The organism is Paractinoplanes ovalisporus (assembly GCF_016834655.1).
Lineage (GTDB): Bacteria > Actinomycetota > Actinomycetes > Mycobacteriales > Micromonosporaceae > Actinoplanes > Actinoplanes ovalisporus.
In genome coordinates this window covers 495,180-513,862 of sequence record NZ_JAENHP010000002.1, presented here as the reverse complement: position 1 = coordinate 513,862, position 18,683 = coordinate 495,180, and the positions used below count along the sequence as shown (strand labels likewise).

Below are 18,683 nucleotides of genomic sequence, written 5' to 3'. Positions count from 1 at the left end.
GCGGCTCGGTCAGCCCTTCACGACGGTCAGGGTGCTGACCGGGGTGGGGTTGAGGGCGCTCATCGGGGTGCCCTTGTCGCCCCAGCTGCCGTCGGCTATGGCGGCGTCGCGCTGGGCGATCAGGTCGTTGAACTTGGCCTTGGGCAGGCGGTCGAGCCGCAACTTCCAGGCCACGCCGGTGCCCTCGGGGCGGGTGGAGCCGAGATAGATGGTGTACGGGGCGGCCCCGGTGCCGATGATGTCGAGCTTTCCGTCGAGGTAGCAGCGGCCGGCGACGCAGATCAGCAGGGCGACGACCGTGTTCGGGGCGGACACGTCGGCGGCGGAGACGGTGAACTCGGCGTCGAACGGATAGGCGACGCGACTGTTGTTGGCCGGGGCGACGATCCTCGTCCGTACGGCCGGGGGTGGCGCGGTGGTCTTGGTGGCGGTGGGCGGGGCGGTCGTCGGGGGCCTGGTCGCGGCCGGAGCCGAGGCGGCCGGTGGGGTGGTGGTCGCTGCGGCGGCGGGCGCGGAAGCGGACGGGACGAGGGGCGCGGGCAACGCCGCCGAAGCCGTGGGCACGACGACGGCGGAGGCGGGGGCGGTCGGGGCGGCGGAGGTGGTTTCCGGGTTGGCGGTCGGCCTCAACAGGAACACCGCTACGACCACGGCCACGATGATCCCGCCCGCCACGCCGCCGAGGGCGGCCGGAAGCCAGGTGCGCCGCCCACGCGACGGCGGCGTCGGCTCGAAAGCAGGAGCAGCCGGCGGCACCGAGGTGGGCGGCGGCGCAAAGAGCGGAGGCGGCGAAGCGGGAGGCGCAGAAGCCGGAACAGCTGAAACCGGCGGCACAGAAGTCGGCGCGCCCGACACCGGGGGCACGGACGAAGGCGCATCCGAGACCGGCGGCGTGGGGGCGGCGGCGTCCAGATAAGAGCGGGCCCGCGCCACAGCCCAGTGGTCCTCCCCCAAAGCGCCCGGCCCGAACGACGCCACCTTCACGAAGTTGGATCGGGCCACATGCCGGTTGGCCAGCTCCTCGGCGACCACCGCGAGGTCGTACGCCAGCATCACGCCCAGCGGATCGGCGTCCCCGAGTCGCTCCCCCGCGGCCGCCGCCTCTTCGAGGACCCGCCGCGCTCCCATCGGGTCGCCCGCCGAGTGGTGCAGCCCGGCTAGCTGCCGCATGGTCTCCAGCAGTTCGGGATCGCCGTCGCGGAGAGCGGGCCGGCCCTGCTCGACGGCGTTCTCGAGCAACGACCGCGCCCCTGCGGTGTCCCCCGACTCGGCGAGGCTGCGGGCTTGCCGGCGAATGTGGTCGAACGCGAGAGGCACCCCGCCATGCTGCCTGCCGGGCGCAAGCGATGCCAGTTCAGACCGGAATCGTGATCATGATGCTGGTCGTCAGATCCTCGGCGACCACAACCCTCATGCGGCCACGGTAGCGGTGACTCCTCCGATGACCACGACGGCGCCCAGCGCGACGAGCAGGGCCGTGCAGAGGTGCTGCTGACGACGGCTCGGCACGGGCTGCTGGTCGAGGATGGCGACCATGACGCCCCACGCGGCGGCGAGGGTGGCCGCGAGCCCGCCGACCAGGAATCCGAACATCGTTGCAGGATGCGTCACCGGCCGCCGGCGGGCTGCCAACGGCCGATGACGTGAAAGTGAATACCGCGCTAGTTCTTGAGAAGCGTGGCGGCCTTGTCGATGTCGGCCTGTTTCACTGCGGCGACCGAGCCGAAGATCTTGACGGCCTGGTAGTAGGTCCAGGCCAGGCTGTAGCAGGCGGCCTGCGAGACCGAGCTGTAGGTGGCGCAGACCCGCTTCAGGTCGGCGTAGAACGTGTCGTCGATGCGGGACTTGTTCGCGGAGAACGTGCCGATCGCCTTGTAGTTGCGGTAGCCGAAGTCGTGGTGCCAGCAGGACAGGTCGAACTTGAACCCGAGCGGGTTGTCCGGGCTCGACGAGCAGTAGTCGGTGGACCAGTCGAAGTTGTACGACGCCCACGGCTGACGGTTGGTGCGGGCGTCGTTCCAGGCCGTGGTGCTGGCAGCGGTCGGCTGCGTCCACCGGGCGAGGACGGTGGCCTTGGAGTCCGCGGCGTAGGCGGCACTGGCCGGGAAGAGGACGGCGACGGCGAGGAGCAGGACGGTGAGGAAACGTCGGGTCATCGGAGCCTCCTGGAAGGGGTTGCTCCGAGGCTCCGATCATCCGGTGAACGAATCCATGCCGGTCGATGACATCTTCCGCCCGGCCGAAGAACTTACCGGCGAGTATTCCTTAACGCTCACTCATGTGGTTACGTCAATATTTCAGGTGCTCGCGGGTCAGCTTCGCGACCTTCTCGACCAGCTCGATGCCGCTGTCCATGGACTGGTTGTTGTGCGACAGCACGGCCAGCGACACGTTCACGCTGCCGTCCGTCGAGGTCACCCGGCCGATCGTGTTGACCGCCCACAGGCCGCCGTCGGCCGAGCGGGTGTCCCAGCCGTTCTTGACCGTGGTCGTCTCGCCCGGGTTGGCGACCGCCGGCACACCCCAGTCCTGCGTGTCGTCGACGGTGTTCATCAGCGAGAACGCCGTCTTGCGGGAGTCCGCGTCGAGCGGGCCGCGGGTGTCGACGAGCTTCGAGAGCAGCTTGACCTGGTCGGTGGCCGTGGTCTTGGTGAGACCCCAGGCCTTGTTCACGGTCGTCTGGCTCAGCCCGAGGCGCTTGTTGCACTTGGTGATCGCGCTCTTGCCACCCAGGTGCTCGAACAGCTCGGTCGTGGCGTTGTTGTCGCTGAGCTGGATCATGGGCGTGGCCAGCGCCATCTCGCCCTCGGTGGGTTCGCGGTCGGCGTCCTGGGCCTTCAGCAGCTCACAGGCGAGGATCTGCGCCTTGACGATGCTCGCGGTGTCGAACTTCGTGGTGCCCTGATACGCGTACGTCTGGCCGGTCTTCTTGTCGATGAGGGCGACCGAGAAGTCGGGGGTCTCGGCCGCGACCAGCTTGAGGGCCGCGTCGAGCTGTTTGGCCCGTTTCGCCCGCTCGATGCGGGCCAGCTCTTCGGGGCTGGGACCGGCCGGCTTGGCCTTCTCACCACCCGACAGCGAGGTGGGCAGAAGACCGCCCCCGTCGTCGTCGCCCATGCCGAGAACGATGAGGCCTCCGCCGCCGAGGATCACGGCTGCCGCCACAGCAATGATGAGGTTCCGGGATCGCCGCACCGAAGCATAGTGCCGCCTCCGGCGCGAAGACTCAAACCTTCGTACGCTGGGCACTTCCATCGATACGTTGGGTGATCGTTTTCGGGCCCATCCCCCGTGCGAGCTACCCCCGATTGCCCACCGCGAGGTGACTGTTCCCACGGCGTACGTCAATAGCGTTTTTCGCATGACAACCCCTCGCCGGCTCCGCCCCATCGGACTGCGCCTCCTCTTCCTCTTCGTTGCCTTCCTCGCCCTGGATCTGTTGCTGGCGCCGCTGGCCGCGCTGGCCGCCCGCAACCCGGTCACCGGCGTGTCAGTCGGTTTCGCGATCGCGGCCGGCGCGCTGTTCCTCTATTCACGGCTCGTCGGGTGGGTGGAGCAGCGGCCGACCACCGAGATCGCACGGGCGTCTCTTCGTCAAGGGGTGCTGCGCGGCCTGTGGACAGGGGTCGCGCTGTTCTTCGCGCTGATGCTGCTCATCACGGTCAGCAACGGCTGGCGTTTCCCCGGCTACGGCTCGGCCGGCGACATGATCGCGACGTTCGGGCTGATGGCGGCGATCGCCACCCTGGAGGAGCTGCTGTTCCGCGGGGTGCTGTTCCGGGTGGTCGAGGAGTGGGCGGGCACGGTGGTCGCACTGATCGTGTCGGGCCTGCTCTTCGGCGGCCTGCACCTGCTCAACCCCGGCGGCACGGTGTGGGGCGCGGCGGCGATCGCGGTCGAGGCGGGGCTGCTGCTCGGGGCGTCGTACGTGCTGTTCCGCAACCTGTGGGTGCCGATCGGGCTGCACTGGGGCTGGAACTTCGCCGAGTCGGGCATCTTCGGCGCCACCACGTCGGGCTCGGACGGCACTGTGGGCGGCCTGCTGCTCGGCCAGCCGCACGGCCCGGCCATCGTCAGCGGCGGCGGGTTCGGCCCCGAGGCCAGCATCTATGCGGTGCTCATCGGGGTGGTGGCTTCCTACTTCCTGCTCCGTACGGCTCGTCGCCGCGGGCTTGTCCACAGGGCGTCCTGGCGGTGAGTTCTGACGGCTACGCTGCCCCCGTGCCACGGATTCCCGCCCCGCTGGCCCGGCGCTCGAGGCGCTGGGCGGCGGAGTGGCGCGCCCGCCCGGTGCTGGTCCGCGACGGTCTGCTCGCGCTGCTCCTGGTGGTGCTGGCCTTCCTGCCCCCACTCTCCGGCCAGGGCACCCGGCTCGGCGAGTTGCCGGTGCGGCCCCTCGACGCCCTGGCCATTGCCGCCGCCCTCGCCATGGCGCTGCCGCTCGCCGTCCGCCGGGTCGCCCCCGCGGTCACCCTGACCGTGGTCACCGCGGGCTTCGTGGTTCAGGAACTGCGGGGCAATGCGAGCTTCGCCAGCCTGGGCGTGGTCATCGCGCTCTACAGCGCGGCGGCCTACCTGCCACGGTTCCGGCTCGTCGCGGCCGGGGCGGCCACGGTGGCGTACGCGGGCCTGTCCTGGGGTCTGCACCGGGCCGGCTCGGCCGCCCACCTGTCCGATTACGTGGTCTTCTACCTCTGCCTGGCCGGCGCCTGGCTGGCCGGGGCGTGGGTGCGTGACCGCCGCGCCGGCGAGGCCGAGCGGCAGCGCCTGGTCGCGGCCGAGATCCGCGACGCCGAGCGGGCGCGGATCGCCCGCGAACTGCACGACGTGGTCACCCACCACGTGACGGCGATCGTCGTGCAGTCGGGGGCGGCCCAGTTCCTCACCGCCGACCCGGCGCGCACCACCGACGCGCTGGTCGCGATCGGTGACACCGGGCGGCGGGCGCTGGGCGAGCTGCGCGACCTGCTCGGCGTGCTCGACCCGGCCCGGGTCTCGGGAGCGGCGCCGCCCGGCTCCGACTCCCGGCATCGCCAGCCCGGGCTCACCGACATCGCGTCGCTCGTCGAGCGGAGCCGGGCCGCCGGGCAGCCGGTCGAGCTGGTCGAAGACGGTCAGGCGCCGGCGCTGAGTGAGGGGCGGCAGATCACCGCGTACCGGGTGGTGCAGGAGTCGCTGACCAACGCGATGAAATACGCGACCGGCGGCCGTACGGTGGTGCGCCTCGGCTACCGTCCCGACGGCGTGCACCTCGTGATCACCACCGATCAGGTCGGCGGCGCCACCGTCCCGGTCGGCGGTTCCGGTCGGGGCCTGGCCGGCCTGCGCGAACGGGTCGAGGTCTTCGGCGGCGACCTCACCGCGGGCCCCCGCGACCGGGTCTTCGCCGTCGACGCCCACATCCCCGCCGACTCCTCCCCGCCGGCGCGCGCATCCTCCTCGCCGCCGACTCCCGGCTCCCCGCCGCCTTCTCCCGCCGGCCCCTCGCCGAGCCCGTCCACGTCCCCGCGGAGGCCCCGGCGATGACGCTCACCGTGCTGGTCTGTGACGACCAGGCCCTCGTACGCACCGGGTTCGTCACCATTTTCGACGCCCAGCCCGACATGACCGTGGTGGGTGAGGCCTCCGACGGCAGGACGGGCGTCGACCTGGCCCGGCGCCTGCGGCCCGACGTCGTGGTGATGGACGTGCGGATGCCGGTGATGGACGGCATCCAGGCCACCACGCTGCTGGCCGGGCCCGAGGTGGCCGAGCCGGTGAAGGTTCTGGTGGTGACCACGTTCAACCTCGACGAGTACGTGTACGACGCGCTGAACGCCGGGGCCAGCGGCTTCCTGCTCAAAGACGCGACCCCGCCGGAACTGGTGGCGGCGGTGCACACGGTGGCCCGCGGCGAGTCGCTGATCGCCCCGGCGGTCACCGGGCGGCTGATCGGCCGGTTCGCCCAGCGCATCCGCCCCGCCACCACGGCCGGCGGTTCGGCCGCGGCCGAGGCACTGACACCGCGCGAGCTGGAGGTCCTGAGGCTGATCGCCACCGGCATGTCCAACCGCGAAATCGCCGGAACCCTGGTGATCGGCGCCGAGACGGTCAAGACGTACGTGTCCCGGATCCTGACCAAACTGAACCTGCGCGACCGCGTCCACGCCGTCGTCTACGCCTACGAGACCGGGCTCGTACAGCCCCGCTGAGCTAAGCGCCCAGGTTGCTCACGTAGGGGTCGTCGGACAGCCACCTGGTCGCGGCGCGCTTGCCGGTGGCCGGGGCGGGCCGCTTCCATTCGGCGGCCGCGTTCCGGCCGGTGCCGGTGTGCCGGGTCCAGAGGTCGCACTGGGCGTGCCACGTCTGCTCGCCGGCTACGGTCCGGTTGATCCGGAAACACAGGGTCCGGGTGGTGGCCGCGTACGGGTCGCTGCCGGTGGGCCAGCCGCCGTCGCCGTAGACCCCGGCCATGGCCCGGTAGAGGTTGAAGGCCATCTTGGCGTAGCCGTCGTCGTTCGGGTGCAGGTCGTCGAACTCCGACAGGCCGCCGATCGACGACTGGTCGACCAGGTGGACGTTGTCGTCCTTGGTGGCCACGATGCCGGGGATCGCGGTGTTGTAGGCCGCGATCCGGCTCTTCTCGGGCTCGACGTGTCCCTGGACGAGTTTCTGCACGAAGATGGCGGCGTCCGGGCGGGCGGCCCGGATCTGGTCGATCAACGCCGACAGCCGGGCGGCCGAGGCCGCCACGCTCCGGTTCTGGGCCATGTCGTTGGTGCCGATGTGCAGCAGGACCACGTCCGGCCGATAGGTGGCCAGCCAGCCGTCGACGTTCGCGGCGATCTGGTCGATGCGCCAGCCGGGGTGGCCCTCGTTGTCGCGGTCCGTCCCCGGCGGGCCGGCCTGCCGCGAGCCGACGAAGTCCACGTCCAGTCCCGCGGCGGCGAGCCGGGCCCGCAGGTCGATGCGGTATCCGCCGGCCGTGAGCGCACCGGTCCGGTTGCCGACCCGCGAGTCCGCCGACCCGCTGCCCCAGGTGATCGAGTCGCCCAGCGGCATGACCTTGAGCGGGACAGCCGCCGGGGCGGCGGAGGTCGGGGTGCCCGGCCCGGCGCCGGCCACAAGCGGTCCCGGCATCGTGGCCGCTGGGCCCGGTCCGGTGGTGGCATCGAGCCACCCGGTCGTCGCGCCCACGGTCGCCGTGCCCACTGTCGTCGTCCCCACGGTCGCCGTGCCCGGTCCGGTGGTGGCATCGAGCGGCCCGGCCGCGGCATCGAGCGGTCCGGCCATCGTGGCGGCCAACACGCCGGTGGCAGTCAGGACGATGCCACTGAGGCGCGTACGGATGCGGGGGTTCACACCGATCGCATCGGCCGGTGCCGGTGCGCGGCCGGTTACCCGGTGGGTGCGCTGCGGTTGCGGAACTCAGCCGTACGGCCTCGGTTCCACGGGCGTCAGCCGGGGGTCACGGAGAACCCGAGAACGACCGCAGCGGGCATGACCATACGGCCGGGCGCCAGGTCTTCCGCGGAGGCGGGGACGCCAGCCATACGGTCCCGCGCGTAGGGACAGCGGCCCTCAACCAAGCGACTTCGGGGCACCGACCGCCGCCTCGACGTCCCCGCTGGTCGGGGTGCCCACCGTCTCGACCGGAGTCGGGTCGTGGGTGTCGAAGCCGGTTCGGTGCATCGTGCCCCAGACCGCGGGACGGCCGCGCCACGCGGCGGCGGCGCCCCAGACCTGCCAGAGGGCGAGCAACTGGCGGTAGCCGAAGTTCTCCAGCACCGCCGCGACCACGCCGCGCAGCATGTCGCTCCACCGCGGGTAACGGTGGAACGACACCTCCTCGATGAAGAGCGCGACCAGGCTGACGAGCAGGCCATAGCCGTACGCGACGAGAGCGAAACGCCACGCGAAGCCGATGTCGATCGCGTCGGCCCAGAGGCCGAGGGGCAGCAGGATCAGGGCCGCGAGCTCGACGAACGGCGCCAGCAGCTCGAAGATCAGGTAGTACGGGAGCGCCACCAGACCGATCCGGCCGTAGCGCGGATTGAAGATCATGTGGCGGTGCTTGGTGAGGATCTCGGCAATCCCCCGGTGCCAGCGGCGGCGCTGCGAGCCCAGCACCTTCCAGTGCGACGGCGCCTCGCTCCAGCTCACCGGCTCGGCCACGAAGATCACCCGGTAGTCCTCGCCACGGTCGCGCAGGTAGTGGTGCAGCCGTACGACAAGTTCCGCGTCCTCGCCGATCGTGTCGTGGGCCATCCCGCCGATCTGCACGAGCAGGTCGCGCCGGAACACGCCGAACGCGCCGCTGATCACCACCACGCCACCGAGCCGGGACCAGCCCGTACGGCTCATGAGGAACGCCCGCAGATACTCGACGACCTGGATGCGTACGAGCCACGAACGGGGCATCCGGACGTCGACAACACGCCCGGCCACCACCTTGCAGCCGTTGGCGATCCGCACCACGCCGCCGCACGCCGCCACCCGCAGCGGGTCGTCGGCGAACGGCTTGGCCACCGAGAGCAGCGCGTCCGGGTCGAGCACGGAGTCGGCGTCGACCATGCAGACGAGCGGGTGCCGGGCGAGGTTGATCCCGACGTTGAGGGCGTCGGCCTTGCCCCCGTTCGTCTTGCGGACCACCGTGAGTGACCCCTTGTCGCCGCGCGGGACGTGCACGGAGACGACCTGAGATTCGTACGGGACCTCGGACGGCACCACCCGCGGGACCTCGACCAGGTCGAAGTGCTCGCGCAGCTTCTCGAACGTGTCATCGGTGGAGCCGTCGTCGACCACGACGATCTCGTACCGGGGGTAGCGCAGCGCGGTCATCGCCTGGACGGCCGGGACGATGCCGGCGCCCTCGTTGTAGGCCGGGACGATCACCGACACGGGCAGTGTGAGCGGGCTGCGGAACATGTCGTCGGCCCCGGCGAACGTGGCCCGCCGCAGATGCTTGGCGAACTCGACCGAGGCCAGCACGATCATGATGAGGTAGCTGCTGTTGAGCGCCACGAAGTACGCGAACACGGCGTAGTCGGCGCCCCGCAGCACGGCGAGGACGAAGTCCCTCATGACACGCAGCCACCCATTCCCACGTCGTTCCGCCCGCCGAGGCGCGATGCGTCGCCGCCCACCAGCCGGTCGCCGCCTACCAACGCATCGTCACCCATCAAAAGGTCGCCGCCCGCGTCGTCGGCCATCAAGCGGCGCCCACCAGTTCGGGTTCCGCCAGGGCCAGGGCCTCGCGGCAGTGGTCGTTGTCGCGGCTGCGGAGCTCGACCAGGCCCGGGCCACCCAGGCGACGCAGGCTCTGGGCGGCCTCGTGCGCGATCTGGAACTCGCCGTCGTCGAGGTGGGCGGCCAGGGCCGGAACCGCGGCCGGGGCCCCGAGGTCGCCCAGCGCCCGGGCCGAAGCCGCCCGCAGCAGGTCGGGGGCGGGCGGGTCGAGCGCGTCCACCAGGGGTTTCAGGGCCCCACGGGCGCCGAGCCGGCCCAGGTTGGCCGCGGCTGCGACCCGTACGTCAAGAATGTCGTCCTCGGCGAGAACACGCGCCATGCGGCCGACCGCGCCCGTCGCCCCGATGAGGCCGAGCGCGTCCAGGCAGACCGCCCGCACCCGTGCCTGCGGATGGTCGAGCGCGGCCGACAGCACAACCTCGGCGTCCCGGCCCATCTGCACCAGCGCGTGGGTCGCCAGCAGCGACGGAACCGGATCGTGCTGGTCGAGGCTGGCGATCAGCCGCCACGCGGCCTTGGCGTCACCGATCCGCCCGAGCGCCCGCACCGCGACCACCCTGACCTCGTGGTCGCGGTCGGTGAGAAGACCACAGAGATCCGGTACGGCTTCCCGCAGCTCGAGGTCGCCGAGCAGCTGAGCCGCCCGCGCCCGCCGCACCCCACTGCGCGCGTGCAGGTCGGCCAGCGCGGCCCGTGCGGCGCCCCGGTGCAGGAACACCGACACGAGCGCGGCGTGCGCGTCTCCGCGCAGCTTGCCCAGCAGCCCCAGCGCGGCCGGGAGGGACGCCCGCCAGGCGTCGTCCGGGATGGCGATCAGGTCTTCGGAGCCCTCTTCACCGTTGTCGGCCACGAACGCGAGAAGCGCCCGGCGCGGCCCCGCGGCCAACGCGGCCAGCCGGTTGTTCCGGACCCGGCGCCAGATGCGAACCACCACGATGCCCGCCGCGGTCCCCGCCACCACCACGAGCAGAGCCACCATGGTGACGCTGAACAGCTCGAACACGGCTCACCTCCCCGCCCGCAATACGAGGAATATATCCGTTTTGCCCGACCGGATCAGGCTGTCTCGGCGGGCAGGCTCACCGTGACCGTGGTGCCGACGTTCTCGGTGGACTCGACCGTGATGGTGCCGCTGTGGTTGTCGATGATCGTGCGGACGATGGCCAGCCCCAGCCCCGTGCCGGGAACCGCCTGCTTGATCGCGTTGGTGGCCCGGAAGAACCGCACGAACAGCGCCTGCTGCTCGTCGGAGGGAATGCCCATCCCGGTGTCGGCCACCTTCAGCACCGCCCGGTCGGCGCGCCGCTCGACGTGGACCGTCACCGTGCCCTCGGCCGGCGTGAACTTGACCGCGTTGGAGAGCAGGTTGTCGAGTACCCGGTCCAATTGCGCGCCATCCCCCCGTACGGGCAAGGGGCCTCGAATGTCCAGATGCAGGCCGACCGACCCCTTGGCCGCGACCGGGCCGATCGCGACCACCGCTTTGTCGACGAGTTTGGCCAGGTCGAGCGGGGTGCGGTCGCTGGTGTAGGTGCCCGATTCGATGCGCGAGAGCGTGAGGATGTCCTCGATCAGGTCGCGCAGCCGCTTGGTGTTGCGCGAGATCACCTCGACCATCCGCCGTTGCGCGTCGCTCAACTCGCCCGGCTCGCTGTCGCGCATCAGCTCGAGATAGCCGGAGATGCTGGTCAGCGGCGTGCGCAGCTCGTGCGACACGGTCGACATGAAGTCGGTCTTGACGGTGTCCAGCGCCTGGAGGCGGGCGCTGACCTGCTCCTCGTGCCGGCGAATGTGCTCGCTCTGCTCGGCGGCCGCGTTGACGGCCTCGGCGACCGCCCGGATCTCGGCCGGCCCACTGGTGACGTCGGCCCGGGCATCCAACTTCCCATCCCGTACGTGGTCAAGCGTCTCGACCACCGCACCGAGGGGGCGGGTGATGCGGCGGCTCGTGCGCACGGCCGTCACCACGGCGGCCACCGCGGCCGCGACGGTCAGCACGGACACGACCGCGATCGCCGCGGCCTGCAGCGCGGTGGCCTGGTTGCGAAGGTTGTCGGCGCGGGCCGCGAGGACGAAGCGGAGGTCCTCGTTGGCCGTGATGAAGTTCTGGAACAGCGGTTTGCCCTGCTCGGCGTACTGGATCGCGGCGTTGCTGCGCGGCGGTTCGAGGCGCTGCCGCTCGGCGACGGCCCACCAGAGGTTCGCCTTCGCGATCTGGTCGTCGGCCGAGGCGAGATGGTCGCGGTCGCTGAGCCGGCGCAGCTCGTCGCCCGCGACCGTGAAGTCGCTGCGCGCCACGTAGTAGGTGTCCAGCATCTGCTCGTCGCCGGTGAGCAGGTATCCGCGCAGGCCCCGCTGGGCGTCGGTGAGCACCGCGCGCAGTTCGGCGTTGGCCAGCTGCAGCGGTTGCACCTCGCCGGTCAGCTGCTGCACGGCCCGGTGCTGCACCAGCACAGCGGCCAGCTCGGCCAGCCCGGATCCGACGATGAGCGCGACCAGAACCGCGAAGGCCCGGCTCAGCAGCCTCCCGACGGTCCCGTCACGTCGCATCGTCCCGACGCGCGCCCGCCCGCTCGGGCCTCACGCCCGGGCCCGGCTCAGCAGGGCCTGGATGCGGGAGACAAGTTCGCGCGGGCTGAAGGGCTTGGTCACGTAGTCGTCGGCCCCCGCGCTGAACCCGCCCTCGACGTCCTGTTCCTGCACGCGGGCGGTCAGCATGATGATCAGAATCCCGGCCGTCGCCGGCTCCGACCGCAGCATCCGGCACACGTCGATACCGGACAGCCCCGGCATGGACACGTCGAGCACGGCCAGCGTCGGCTGGCGGCTACGCGCCTGCTCGACTGCGGTCTGCCCGTCCTCGACAGCGATCACCTCGAAGCCCGCCTGCTCCAGCTTGAACGCCACCAAATCGCGGATGTCTGCGTCGTCGTCGGCGACCAAAACCGTCGTCACGGCAATCCCCCTCGGTTGGTTGCGCAGCTTTCGCTACTTATCGGGACCATATCCGGTTAGTCCGGGTTGTGAGGCCGCTCCGGGAATGCCGGTGCCCCCGCGCCCTATGCAACCAATGCGCAACGCGCGTGCAGCGGACATGCATCCGCGCTCGGGTGTTCTGGTTGCAGACCCCACTTGCTCCGCCCGGCAGGAGGTTCCGATGAGCATCGTCCTCGAGGACGTCAGGTCCGAAGCCCTGTTCGTCTCCCACGTGCAGCGTTCCCAGCGCCCGACACCCGAGCTGATCCGCGAGGCGGTGACCGCCACGGTCCACCGCCTCGGCGAGGCCCGCTGCGCCGAGCTGGTGGCCCAGGAGTTCGGCGAACACCCCGACTGCGCCACCGGCCGCATGCGCTGGGCCCGAAGCGCCGTCCGCTCCGCCTTCGCCGCCTGACCGGCTCCGGCCCGGCGCACCCCACAGCCCGCGCCGGGCCACCGCCGCCACGCCAGTAGCGCCGCGACGCTGCGGTCCGAGCCTCGCCTCGCGCGTGTCCGGCTCCTGCTCACGGACCCCCTTTGCGGGAAAAATGGGACGGGGCTGGTGTGCGGTTCGTCGCGGGCCGTAGGCTCTGGCCCATGCTGCACGCGCGAATGAACTGGTGGCCCGCCTGACCGGCGGCCACTCTCTCCGCGCGTAACCCACCACGCGGCCGCCTCCCCGAGGCGGCCGTTTTGCGTGGCCGGGCCTCGGTCGGCGCCGCCGAGACCCGGAAAAGGACCACCATGCGACCTTTCGCCCTGCTCCACCGCGACGGCGCCGACCACGTCGAGGTGCTGAGCGGTGACGTCGTCACCGTCGCCACGCTCGACGACATCCCGCTGCACCGCGGCCGCCCCACACTCGCGGTCATCCCGTACCGCCAGATCACCGAACGCGGCTTCGACTGCGTCGACGACGGCGCCCCACTCGAATGCCTCGTCGTGCGCTCCTCCCACACGGAACCGCTGGACGCCTTCCCGCCCGGCCCGCTGAGCATCAGCGACGGCGGGTTCGACCTCTCCGACGACGAGTACGGAGCGATCGTCGAGGAGGTGCTGCGCGACGAGATCGGCCACGGCGAGGGCGCCAACTTCGTGATCCATCGCGTCTTCAACGCCCGGGTCGACGGAGACCCCGTCGCCGCGGCCCGGGCCGCCTTCGGCCGGTTGCTCGCCGCCGAGCGCGGCACCTACTGGACGTTCCTCGTGCACACGGGCACCCGCGTCCTGGTCGGCGCCACCCCGGAACGGCACGTCAGCGTCGCCGACGGCATCACGATGATGAACCCGATCAGCGGCACCTTCCGCAACGGCTCCGGCCGCCTGCTCGACTTCCTCCGCGACCCGAAGGAGATCGAGGAGCTCTACATGGTGCTCGACGAGGAGCTCAAGATGATGGCGACCGTGGCCGAGCACGGCGGTCAGGTCGCCGGGCCCTATCTGAAGCAGATGACCCACCTGACCCACACCGAGTATCTGCTCGCCGGCCGCGGCTCGCTCGACGTGCGCGACGTGCTGCGCGAGACCATGTTCGCGCCCACGGTCACCGGCAGCCCGATCGAGAACGCCTGCCGCGTGATCGCCCGGCACGAGCGCCGAGGCCGCGGCTACTACGCCGGGGTGCTGGCCCTGCTCGACCACGACGACCAGGGCCGGCAGACGCTGGACGCGCCCATCCTGATCCGCACGGCGGAGATCTCGCCCGAGGGCGCCCTGCGCGTGCCGGTCGGGGCGACGCTCGTAAGACACTCGACCGCGGCCGGCGAGGTTGCCGAGACGCACACCAAGGCGGCCGGCATTCTGGCGGCGCTCGGTGCGGTCGACTCCCGGCCCCGGCCCGTACGCGCGGAAGCCGAGTCGCCCGAGGTGCGCGCCGCCCTGGCCGCCCGCAACGACGACCTGGCCCGCTTCTGGCTCGACTCGCGGGCGCCGGACGCGCTCGTCGTGCCCGAGCTGGCCGGGCGCTCGGCCGTGATCGTCGACGGCGAGGACACCTTCACGGCGATGCTCGCCCACCAGCTCAAGGCGCTGGGCCTGGCGGTCACGGTCGTCCCCTGGGACGCCGCCGTGCCCGAGGCCGACATCACGATCGTGGGCCCCGGACCGGGTGACCCGGGCGACCTCGCCGGCCCCAAGATGGCGACGATGCGCGGGCTGATCAAGGCCCGGCTCGACGACCGGAAGCCGCTGTTCGCCGTATGCCTGGGCCATCAGATCCTCTCCTCGCTGCTCGGCCTGCGGCTGCACCGGCGAGACTCGCCCTATCAGGGCCTGGCCCGCGAGGTTGACCTCTTCGGCACCACGCGACGAGTGGGCTTCTATTCGAGCTTCACCGCGCTCGCTCCCGAGGCGGCCGCAACCACCCCGTACGGCGTCGTGGAGATCGCCCGGGACCCGCACGACTCGGCCGTGCACGCCCTGCGCGGGCCCGGATTCGCCGGGATCCAGTTCCACCCGGAGTCGGTGCTGAGCCGCGACGGCTTGGCCGTGCTCGCCGAACTTCTTCCAGAAGTCCTCTCCGGAGTGGTTAGCCCGGCCACGAACGGGTAGCGAAGAGGGTTGCCGGTGGTTCAAGGGGATCGAGAGCCTCCGCTTGGGCCACCGGCCCCATACATCCGGCGAACACATAAGGCAGCTCGGCCACCGGCCCCATACATCCGGCGAGCACATCATCCAGTGGGTCCACTGGCCCTCTTCATCCGGCGGGCACACCATCCAGTTGGGCCACTGACCCTCTTCATCCGGCGAGCACATCGTCCAGCACCTCGACGAAACGGTCCGGCTGCTCGAACTGCACCGGGTGCCCCGCGCCCGGCACGATGACGAGTTTCTTCCGCGGCGCCCGCAACTGGGCGTACCAATCCTCGAAGAGCACCCGGAGCCCGCGCATCTCGTTGCCGCCCATGACGAACCAGGCCGGCACCTCCAGGCTCGGTGCGTCGCGGCGCAGGTCGATGTCCTGCATGCGCGGGTAGAGCACGTCCCACGTGTCGAGGACGGCGTTCAGCACGTGGATCTTCTGGAGCAGCGTGAACTCCCGGACGCCCAGCCCGAACTCCAGCGGCCGCTGGTCGTACACCTCCCCCTCGTACGTCATGATCGGCTCGTAGCCCCAGACGCCGGGATATGGCGGTGGGCCGAGCGCGGTCATCTGCCGGACGACCTCGTCGCGGCCGTTCGACCGGGCCCAGGCGAGGATGTCGTCGTAGAAGATGCGGTCGCTCGCCAGCAGATCGACGCCCTGGCCGGAGCCGATGTAGGCGCGGAACTTCTCCGGATGGCGCTGCACCGCGAGCACCGACAGAACCGAGCCGCCCGAATGCCCGTACAGGTAGATCTTGTCTTGTCCGAAGCGCTGACGCAGATAGTCGGTGACCTCGATGATGTCGTCGACCATCCGATCGACGGTGACGCGGGAGGCCGGGTCGAGCGCGGGATAGGAGGATCCGCCGCCCCGCCGGTCGAGCGTCGCCATCACGAACCGCTGCTCGACCGCGCCCAGATGGGTGCGGACGTTGCCGAGCTCGGAGCCACCGGGCGCCCCTGGGACGAACAGCAGCACCGGCGCGTCGGCGTGCGCACCGCGGATCATGACGCCCAACCGGCCGACACGCGTCAGCTCAGCGACCCCGCTCGGAATGCCGGCGGTGCGGGCCGGGACGGCCACCGCCGCCGTGAAGAGCAGCAGAGCGGCGGCCGGGATCGTGAAGAGGACCCGCCGTCTGATGCCGCGCCCGGCCGCCAGGGCCAGCAGGAGTGGCAGCAACGTCAGCGCCAGCTGCAGGCCCCGACCGGCGACGAGGGCGATCACCCCGAACGGGCTGCCGTGGGGAGGCCCGGTCGAGGGGCCGGGCACCCCGGAACGGGCCAGCTCGAGAGTTATAAGGAAAGAGAGCGGCACGACCAGCCACACGAGGCGGGAACGGCCGAACCGACCGGCCGACCACCCGATCGCGACACTGACCGCCACCGAGCAGAGGGCCTGGGTGATGGTGAGCGGGCCGCGCGGCGTCCACCAGCCCGCGACAGCTCCCCACACGGCGGCCGGCAGGACCCAGAGAAGCGCTGGAAGAAATGTCATGCCGCAGAGGATCGCGGCCTGCCGCTGAAAGCACAGCCGCCATCGGTCGGGGGTCGACCCAGTACTTTGGTAGGTCCTCAACCGACTCCGAGCCTCGTAAGCTGCGCCCATGTCGTCGCTTCTGTTCGCCTTGCTGGTTCCCGGTCCGCCGGGCAGCCGGCGTGCGGCCGTGCGCGACCGGACGGCCGATCTCATCGCCGTCCTCTGTGCTCTGACCTACGGCGCGGTCATGGTGCCGCTCGGCGACGCGACCTCCGCCCACGCGGCCATCCCGTGGCAGGCCGACGTGGCCATCGGCATCGTCTGCGCGTTGTCCCTTGTGGTGCGCCGGAGCCGGCCGCTCGCGCTGTGCCTGATCCTGCTCCCCGTCGGCGCGATCTCGGTGATGGCGACCGGCGCGATCCTGGTCGCCCTGTTCACGGTCGCGATCCGCCGCCGCGCGCCGCTGGTTCTGATGCTTGTCGTCCTCCACGTCGGCACGGGCGCCCTCTATTTCCTGCTTCAGCACGAGCCGCCGTTCGACCTCTGGGTCGACCTGCTCATGCGCTCGGTCACCGGGCTGGCCGCGGTGGGGTGGGGGCTGTTCCTCAAGGCCTACCGGCACCTGACAACGTCGCTACGCGGTGAGGCGGCGACCGCCCAGGCCCAGGCCGAGCTGCGCATGGAACAGGCCCGGCTCACCGAGCGGGCCCGCATCGCCCGCGAGATGCACGACGTGCTGGCCCACCGGATGTCGTTGGTGAGCCTGCACGCGGGCGCCCTCGAGGTGCGCACCGACGCCGAGCCGGAAGAGATCGCGACGGCCGCCCGCAGCATCCGTGTCAGCTCCCACGAGGCCTTGGAGGAGTTGCGAGCCGTGATCGGTGTCCTGCGCAGCAGCGCCGACGTTCAAGACCTTTCCCCGTACGGCGGTGGGAGCGACCCCGGCAATGGCAGCGCCCCCGGCACGCGCAGCGCCCCCGGCACGCGCGGCGGCCCCGACGAGGGGAGCGACACCGGCGACGCCGGCGCCCAGCAGGTCGACGACGGACGTGGGGCCGGCGGCGACATGAGCGAGGTCCGGGCGAAGGTTGCCGAATACCTGCGGCTGAGCGGGCCGGACGGCGAGGGCGGTGGGGTTCGGGCCGAGCCGCCGCAGCCGCGGTTCTCCGATCTGCCCGATCTGCTGACCGAGGCCCGCACGTCGGGGATGAACATCGACTTCGCTTGGGTGGTGCCGCGGCCGGTGCCGTCGCAGGAGTTGGAGCGTACGGCGTATCGGGTGGTGCAGGAGGCGTTGACCAACGCGCGGAAACATGCGCCGGGCGGTGACGTCGCCGTGTTACTCGAGGGCGGCGGGGGGCGCGATCTGCGGATCCTGGTGACCAACTCGATGGGCGGGCACTCCGGGAACGGGAGCCGCGAGCACGTGCCGGGGTCCGGCAGCGGTCTCATCGGGGTGGGCGAGCGGGTGGCCCTGGCCGGGGGGCGGGTGGAGTACGGCGCCGAGGGAGATCGGTTCCGGTTGGAGGCCTGGTTGCCGTGTCAGGAGGCGCCTTGTCCGGAGTAGACACGTCAAGCGGCGCCTTGCCCGGAGCTGCCGCGAAGGGGGCGCCGACCGAAGGGGCAGCCGCGAAAGGGATAGCGGCGGCGGAAGGGGCAACCGCGGAAGGGGCGGCGGCGCGGCCGGTGCGGCTGGTGATCGTTGATGACGATGCCATGGTGCGGACTGCCCTGCGGTTGCTGTTCGGGGGCAACAGCGGCATCGAGGTGGTCGGTGAGGCGGCCGACGGGGGCGAGGCGGTCACCGCGGCCCAGAAGCACTGGCCTGATGTGATGCTGATGGACATCCGGATGCCGCGGGTGGACGGGGTCGAGGCGACGCGGCGCGTCCGGGCGCTACCGAACGCGCCCGAGGTTCTGGTGCTGACGACGTTCGACGCGGATGAGTATGTGGTGGAGACGATCCGGAACGGGGCCTGCGGGTTTCTCGTCAAGGACACGCCGCCGGAACAACTGCGGGAAGGTGTGCGGGCGGCGGCTCGAGGTGAGTGTGTGTTCTCGCCGAAGGTGCTGCGGCCGCTCGTCGATCTGGTTGTCGCCACGGCTGCGGGGTCGCGGCGGAAGGAGGCGGCAAAGCAGTTGAAGCGGCTCACCGACCGCGAACGTGAAGTGGCGATCGGGCTGGGCCGGGGGTGGTCCAACGCGGAGATCGGCGCCGCGCTGGGCATGGGGGTCTCGACCGTGAAGGGTCACGTGTCCCGTGTGCTGGCCAAGCTGTGCATGAACAACCGCGCTCAGGCCGCCGTCCTGATCCACGAAGCCGGCCTCATCTGAAAGGCGACGGGCTCAACCAAGGAAGGCCGGCCGGCGCGAGCGGAGACGGGTGCGCGCAAGGCGAAACCGTGCGGACGGCAGC

Annotated in this window: 17 protein-coding genes; 7 read left to right on the top strand and 10 right to left on the bottom strand. The window is 71.3% G+C overall.

What is annotated here, in order from left to right; translation table 11 throughout:
- Positions 1-9: 9 nt before the first annotated feature.
- The 4 genes from JIG36_RS08360 to JIG36_RS08345 all read right to left on the bottom strand — a co-directional run bounded on the left by JIG36_RS08360 (position 10) and on the right by JIG36_RS08345 (position 3,195).
- Positions 10-1,317 (bottom strand): tetratricopeptide repeat protein, encoded by a 1,308-nt coding sequence (locus JIG36_RS08360; protein ID WP_203375451.1) that lies wholly within the window; start codon positions 1,315-1,317, stop codon positions 10-12.
- A gap of 93 nt (positions 1,318-1,410) precedes the next feature.
- On the bottom strand, positions 1,411-1,593 hold the full coding sequence (locus tag JIG36_RS08355) for a hypothetical protein (protein ID WP_203375450.1): 183 nt from the start codon (positions 1,591-1,593) through the stop codon (positions 1,411-1,413).
- A 68-nt stretch (positions 1,594-1,661) separates the two neighbouring features.
- A complete protein-coding gene (locus JIG36_RS08350) occupies positions 1,662-2,156 on the bottom strand; it encodes a phospholipase (protein ID WP_203375449.1) in 495 nt (164 codons plus the stop codon).
- Positions 2,157-2,289: 133 nt separating this feature from the next.
- Positions 2,290-3,195 carry a serine hydrolase gene (locus JIG36_RS08345; RefSeq protein ID WP_307872620.1) on the bottom strand — a complete coding sequence of 302 codons (906 nt, stop codon included), beginning with the start codon at positions 3,193-3,195 and terminating at the stop codon, positions 2,290-2,292.
- Positions 3,196-3,361: 166 nt separating this feature from the next.
- Between JIG36_RS08345 and JIG36_RS08340 the strand changes: the two genes are divergently transcribed.
- The 3 genes from JIG36_RS08340 to JIG36_RS08330 are packed head-to-tail and all read left to right on the top strand — an operon-like array spanning position 3,362 to position 6,191.
- Positions 3,362-4,198 carry a CPBP family intramembrane glutamic endopeptidase gene (locus tag JIG36_RS08340; protein WP_203375448.1) on the top strand — a complete coding sequence of 279 codons (837 nt, stop codon included), beginning with the start codon at positions 3,362-3,364 and terminating at the stop codon, positions 4,196-4,198.
- 23 nt (positions 4,199-4,221) lie between these two features.
- Positions 4,222-5,526, top strand: coding sequence for a sensor histidine kinase (locus JIG36_RS08335; RefSeq protein WP_307872619.1), 1,305 nt, complete (start codon positions 4,222-4,224; stop codon positions 5,524-5,526).
- Positions 5,523-6,191: a response regulator gene (locus tag JIG36_RS08330; RefSeq protein ID WP_203375447.1), complete on the top strand. Its 669-nt coding sequence runs from the start codon at positions 5,523-5,525 to the stop codon at positions 6,189-6,191. Before JIG36_RS08335 ends, JIG36_RS08330 begins: the two co-directional genes overlap by 4 nt.
- Before the next feature lies 1 nt (position 6,192).
- Here the strand turns inward: JIG36_RS08330 and JIG36_RS08325 are convergent, their stop codons facing one another.
- From JIG36_RS08325 to JIG36_RS08305, 5 genes are all read right to left on the bottom strand, one after another.
- The gene (locus JIG36_RS08325) at positions 6,193-7,341 is read right to left on the bottom strand and encodes an SGNH/GDSL hydrolase family protein (protein ID WP_203375446.1); all 1,149 of its coding nucleotides are present in this window, start codon (positions 7,339-7,341) and stop codon (positions 6,193-6,195) included.
- A 219-nt stretch (positions 7,342-7,560) separates the two neighbouring features.
- Complete coding sequence (locus tag JIG36_RS08320) at positions 7,561-9,063, bottom strand: glycosyltransferase family 2 protein (protein ID WP_203375445.1); 1,503 nt, start codon at positions 9,061-9,063, stop codon at positions 7,561-7,563.
- A gap of 127 nt (positions 9,064-9,190) precedes the next feature.
- Positions 9,191-10,231, bottom strand: a complete 1,041-nt coding sequence (locus JIG36_RS08315; protein ID WP_203375444.1) for a HEAT repeat domain-containing protein — start codon at positions 10,229-10,231, stop codon at positions 9,191-9,193.
- 53 nt (positions 10,232-10,284) lie between these two features.
- Complete coding sequence (locus tag JIG36_RS08310; RefSeq protein WP_203375443.1) at positions 10,285-11,778, bottom strand: ATP-binding protein; 1,494 nt, start codon at positions 11,776-11,778, stop codon at positions 10,285-10,287.
- 30 nt (positions 11,779-11,808) lie between these two features.
- A complete protein-coding gene (locus JIG36_RS08305) occupies positions 11,809-12,183 on the bottom strand; it encodes a response regulator transcription factor (RefSeq protein ID WP_203375442.1) in 375 nt (124 codons plus the stop codon).
- A gap of 202 nt (positions 12,184-12,385) precedes the next feature.
- On the opposite strand from JIG36_RS08305, the gene JIG36_RS08300 reads away from it, so the two are divergent.
- Both JIG36_RS08300 and JIG36_RS08295 read left to right on the top strand, forming a co-directional pair.
- Positions 12,386-12,619 (top strand): hypothetical protein, encoded by a 234-nt coding sequence (locus JIG36_RS08300; RefSeq protein ID WP_203375441.1) that lies wholly within the window; start codon positions 12,386-12,388, stop codon positions 12,617-12,619.
- A gap of 329 nt (positions 12,620-12,948) precedes the next feature.
- Positions 12,949-14,754 (top strand): anthranilate synthase family protein, encoded by a 1,806-nt coding sequence (locus JIG36_RS08295; protein ID WP_203375440.1) that lies wholly within the window; start codon positions 12,949-12,951, stop codon positions 14,752-14,754.
- 187 nt (positions 14,755-14,941) lie between these two features.
- On the opposite strand, the gene JIG36_RS08290 is transcribed toward JIG36_RS08295, so the two are convergent.
- Complete coding sequence (locus tag JIG36_RS08290; protein ID WP_203375439.1) at positions 14,942-16,285, bottom strand: alpha/beta fold hydrolase; 1,344 nt, start codon at positions 16,283-16,285, stop codon at positions 14,942-14,944.
- 109 nt (positions 16,286-16,394) lie between these two features.
- Between JIG36_RS08290 and JIG36_RS51655 the strand changes: the two genes are divergently transcribed.
- Both JIG36_RS51655 and JIG36_RS08280 read left to right on the top strand, forming a co-directional pair.
- Positions 16,395-17,834 carry a sensor histidine kinase gene (locus JIG36_RS51655; RefSeq protein WP_236046157.1) on the top strand — a complete coding sequence of 480 codons (1,440 nt, stop codon included), beginning with the start codon at positions 16,395-16,397 and terminating at the stop codon, positions 17,832-17,834.
- A gap of 17 nt (positions 17,835-17,851) precedes the next feature.
- On the top strand, positions 17,852-18,601 hold the full coding sequence (locus JIG36_RS08280) for a response regulator (RefSeq protein WP_438870714.1): 750 nt from the start codon (positions 17,852-17,854) through the stop codon (positions 18,599-18,601).
- Positions 18,602-18,683 lie beyond the last annotated feature (82 nt).

What these genes read in the sequence shown, in the direction of transcription:
- JIG36_RS08355 (WP_203375450.1), bottom strand. Translation starts at nt 1,593, where the DNA reads ATGTTCGGATTCCTGGTCGGCGGGCTCGCGGCCACCCTCGCCGCCGCG.
- JIG36_RS08350 (WP_203375449.1), bottom strand. Translation starts at nt 2,156, where the DNA reads ATGACCCGACGTTTCCTCACCGTCCTGCTCCTCGCCGTCGCCGTCCTC.
- JIG36_RS08340 (WP_203375448.1), top strand. Translation starts at nt 3,362, where the DNA reads ATGACAACCCCTCGCCGGCTCCGCCCCATCGGACTGCGCCTCCTCTTC.
- JIG36_RS08330 (WP_203375447.1), top strand. Translation starts at nt 5,523, where the DNA reads ATGACGCTCACCGTGCTGGTCTGTGACGACCAGGCCCTCGTACGCACC.
- JIG36_RS08320 (WP_203375445.1), bottom strand. Translation starts at nt 9,063, where the DNA reads ATGAGGGACTTCGTCCTCGCCGTGCTGCGGGGCGCCGACTACGCCGTG.
- JIG36_RS08310 (WP_203375443.1), bottom strand. Translation starts at nt 11,778, where the DNA reads ATGCGACGTGACGGGACCGTCGGGAGGCTGCTGAGCCGGGCCTTCGCG.
- JIG36_RS08300 (WP_203375441.1), top strand. Translation starts at nt 12,386, where the DNA reads ATGAGCATCGTCCTCGAGGACGTCAGGTCCGAAGCCCTGTTCGTCTCC.
- JIG36_RS08295 (WP_203375440.1), top strand. Translation starts at nt 12,949, where the DNA reads ATGCGACCTTTCGCCCTGCTCCACCGCGACGGCGCCGACCACGTCGAG.
- JIG36_RS08290 (WP_203375439.1), bottom strand. Translation starts at nt 16,285, where the DNA reads ATGACATTTCTTCCAGCGCTTCTCTGGGTCCTGCCGGCCGCCGTGTGG.
- JIG36_RS51655 (WP_236046157.1), top strand. Translation starts at nt 16,395, where the DNA reads ATGTCGTCGCTTCTGTTCGCCTTGCTGGTTCCCGGTCCGCCGGGCAGC.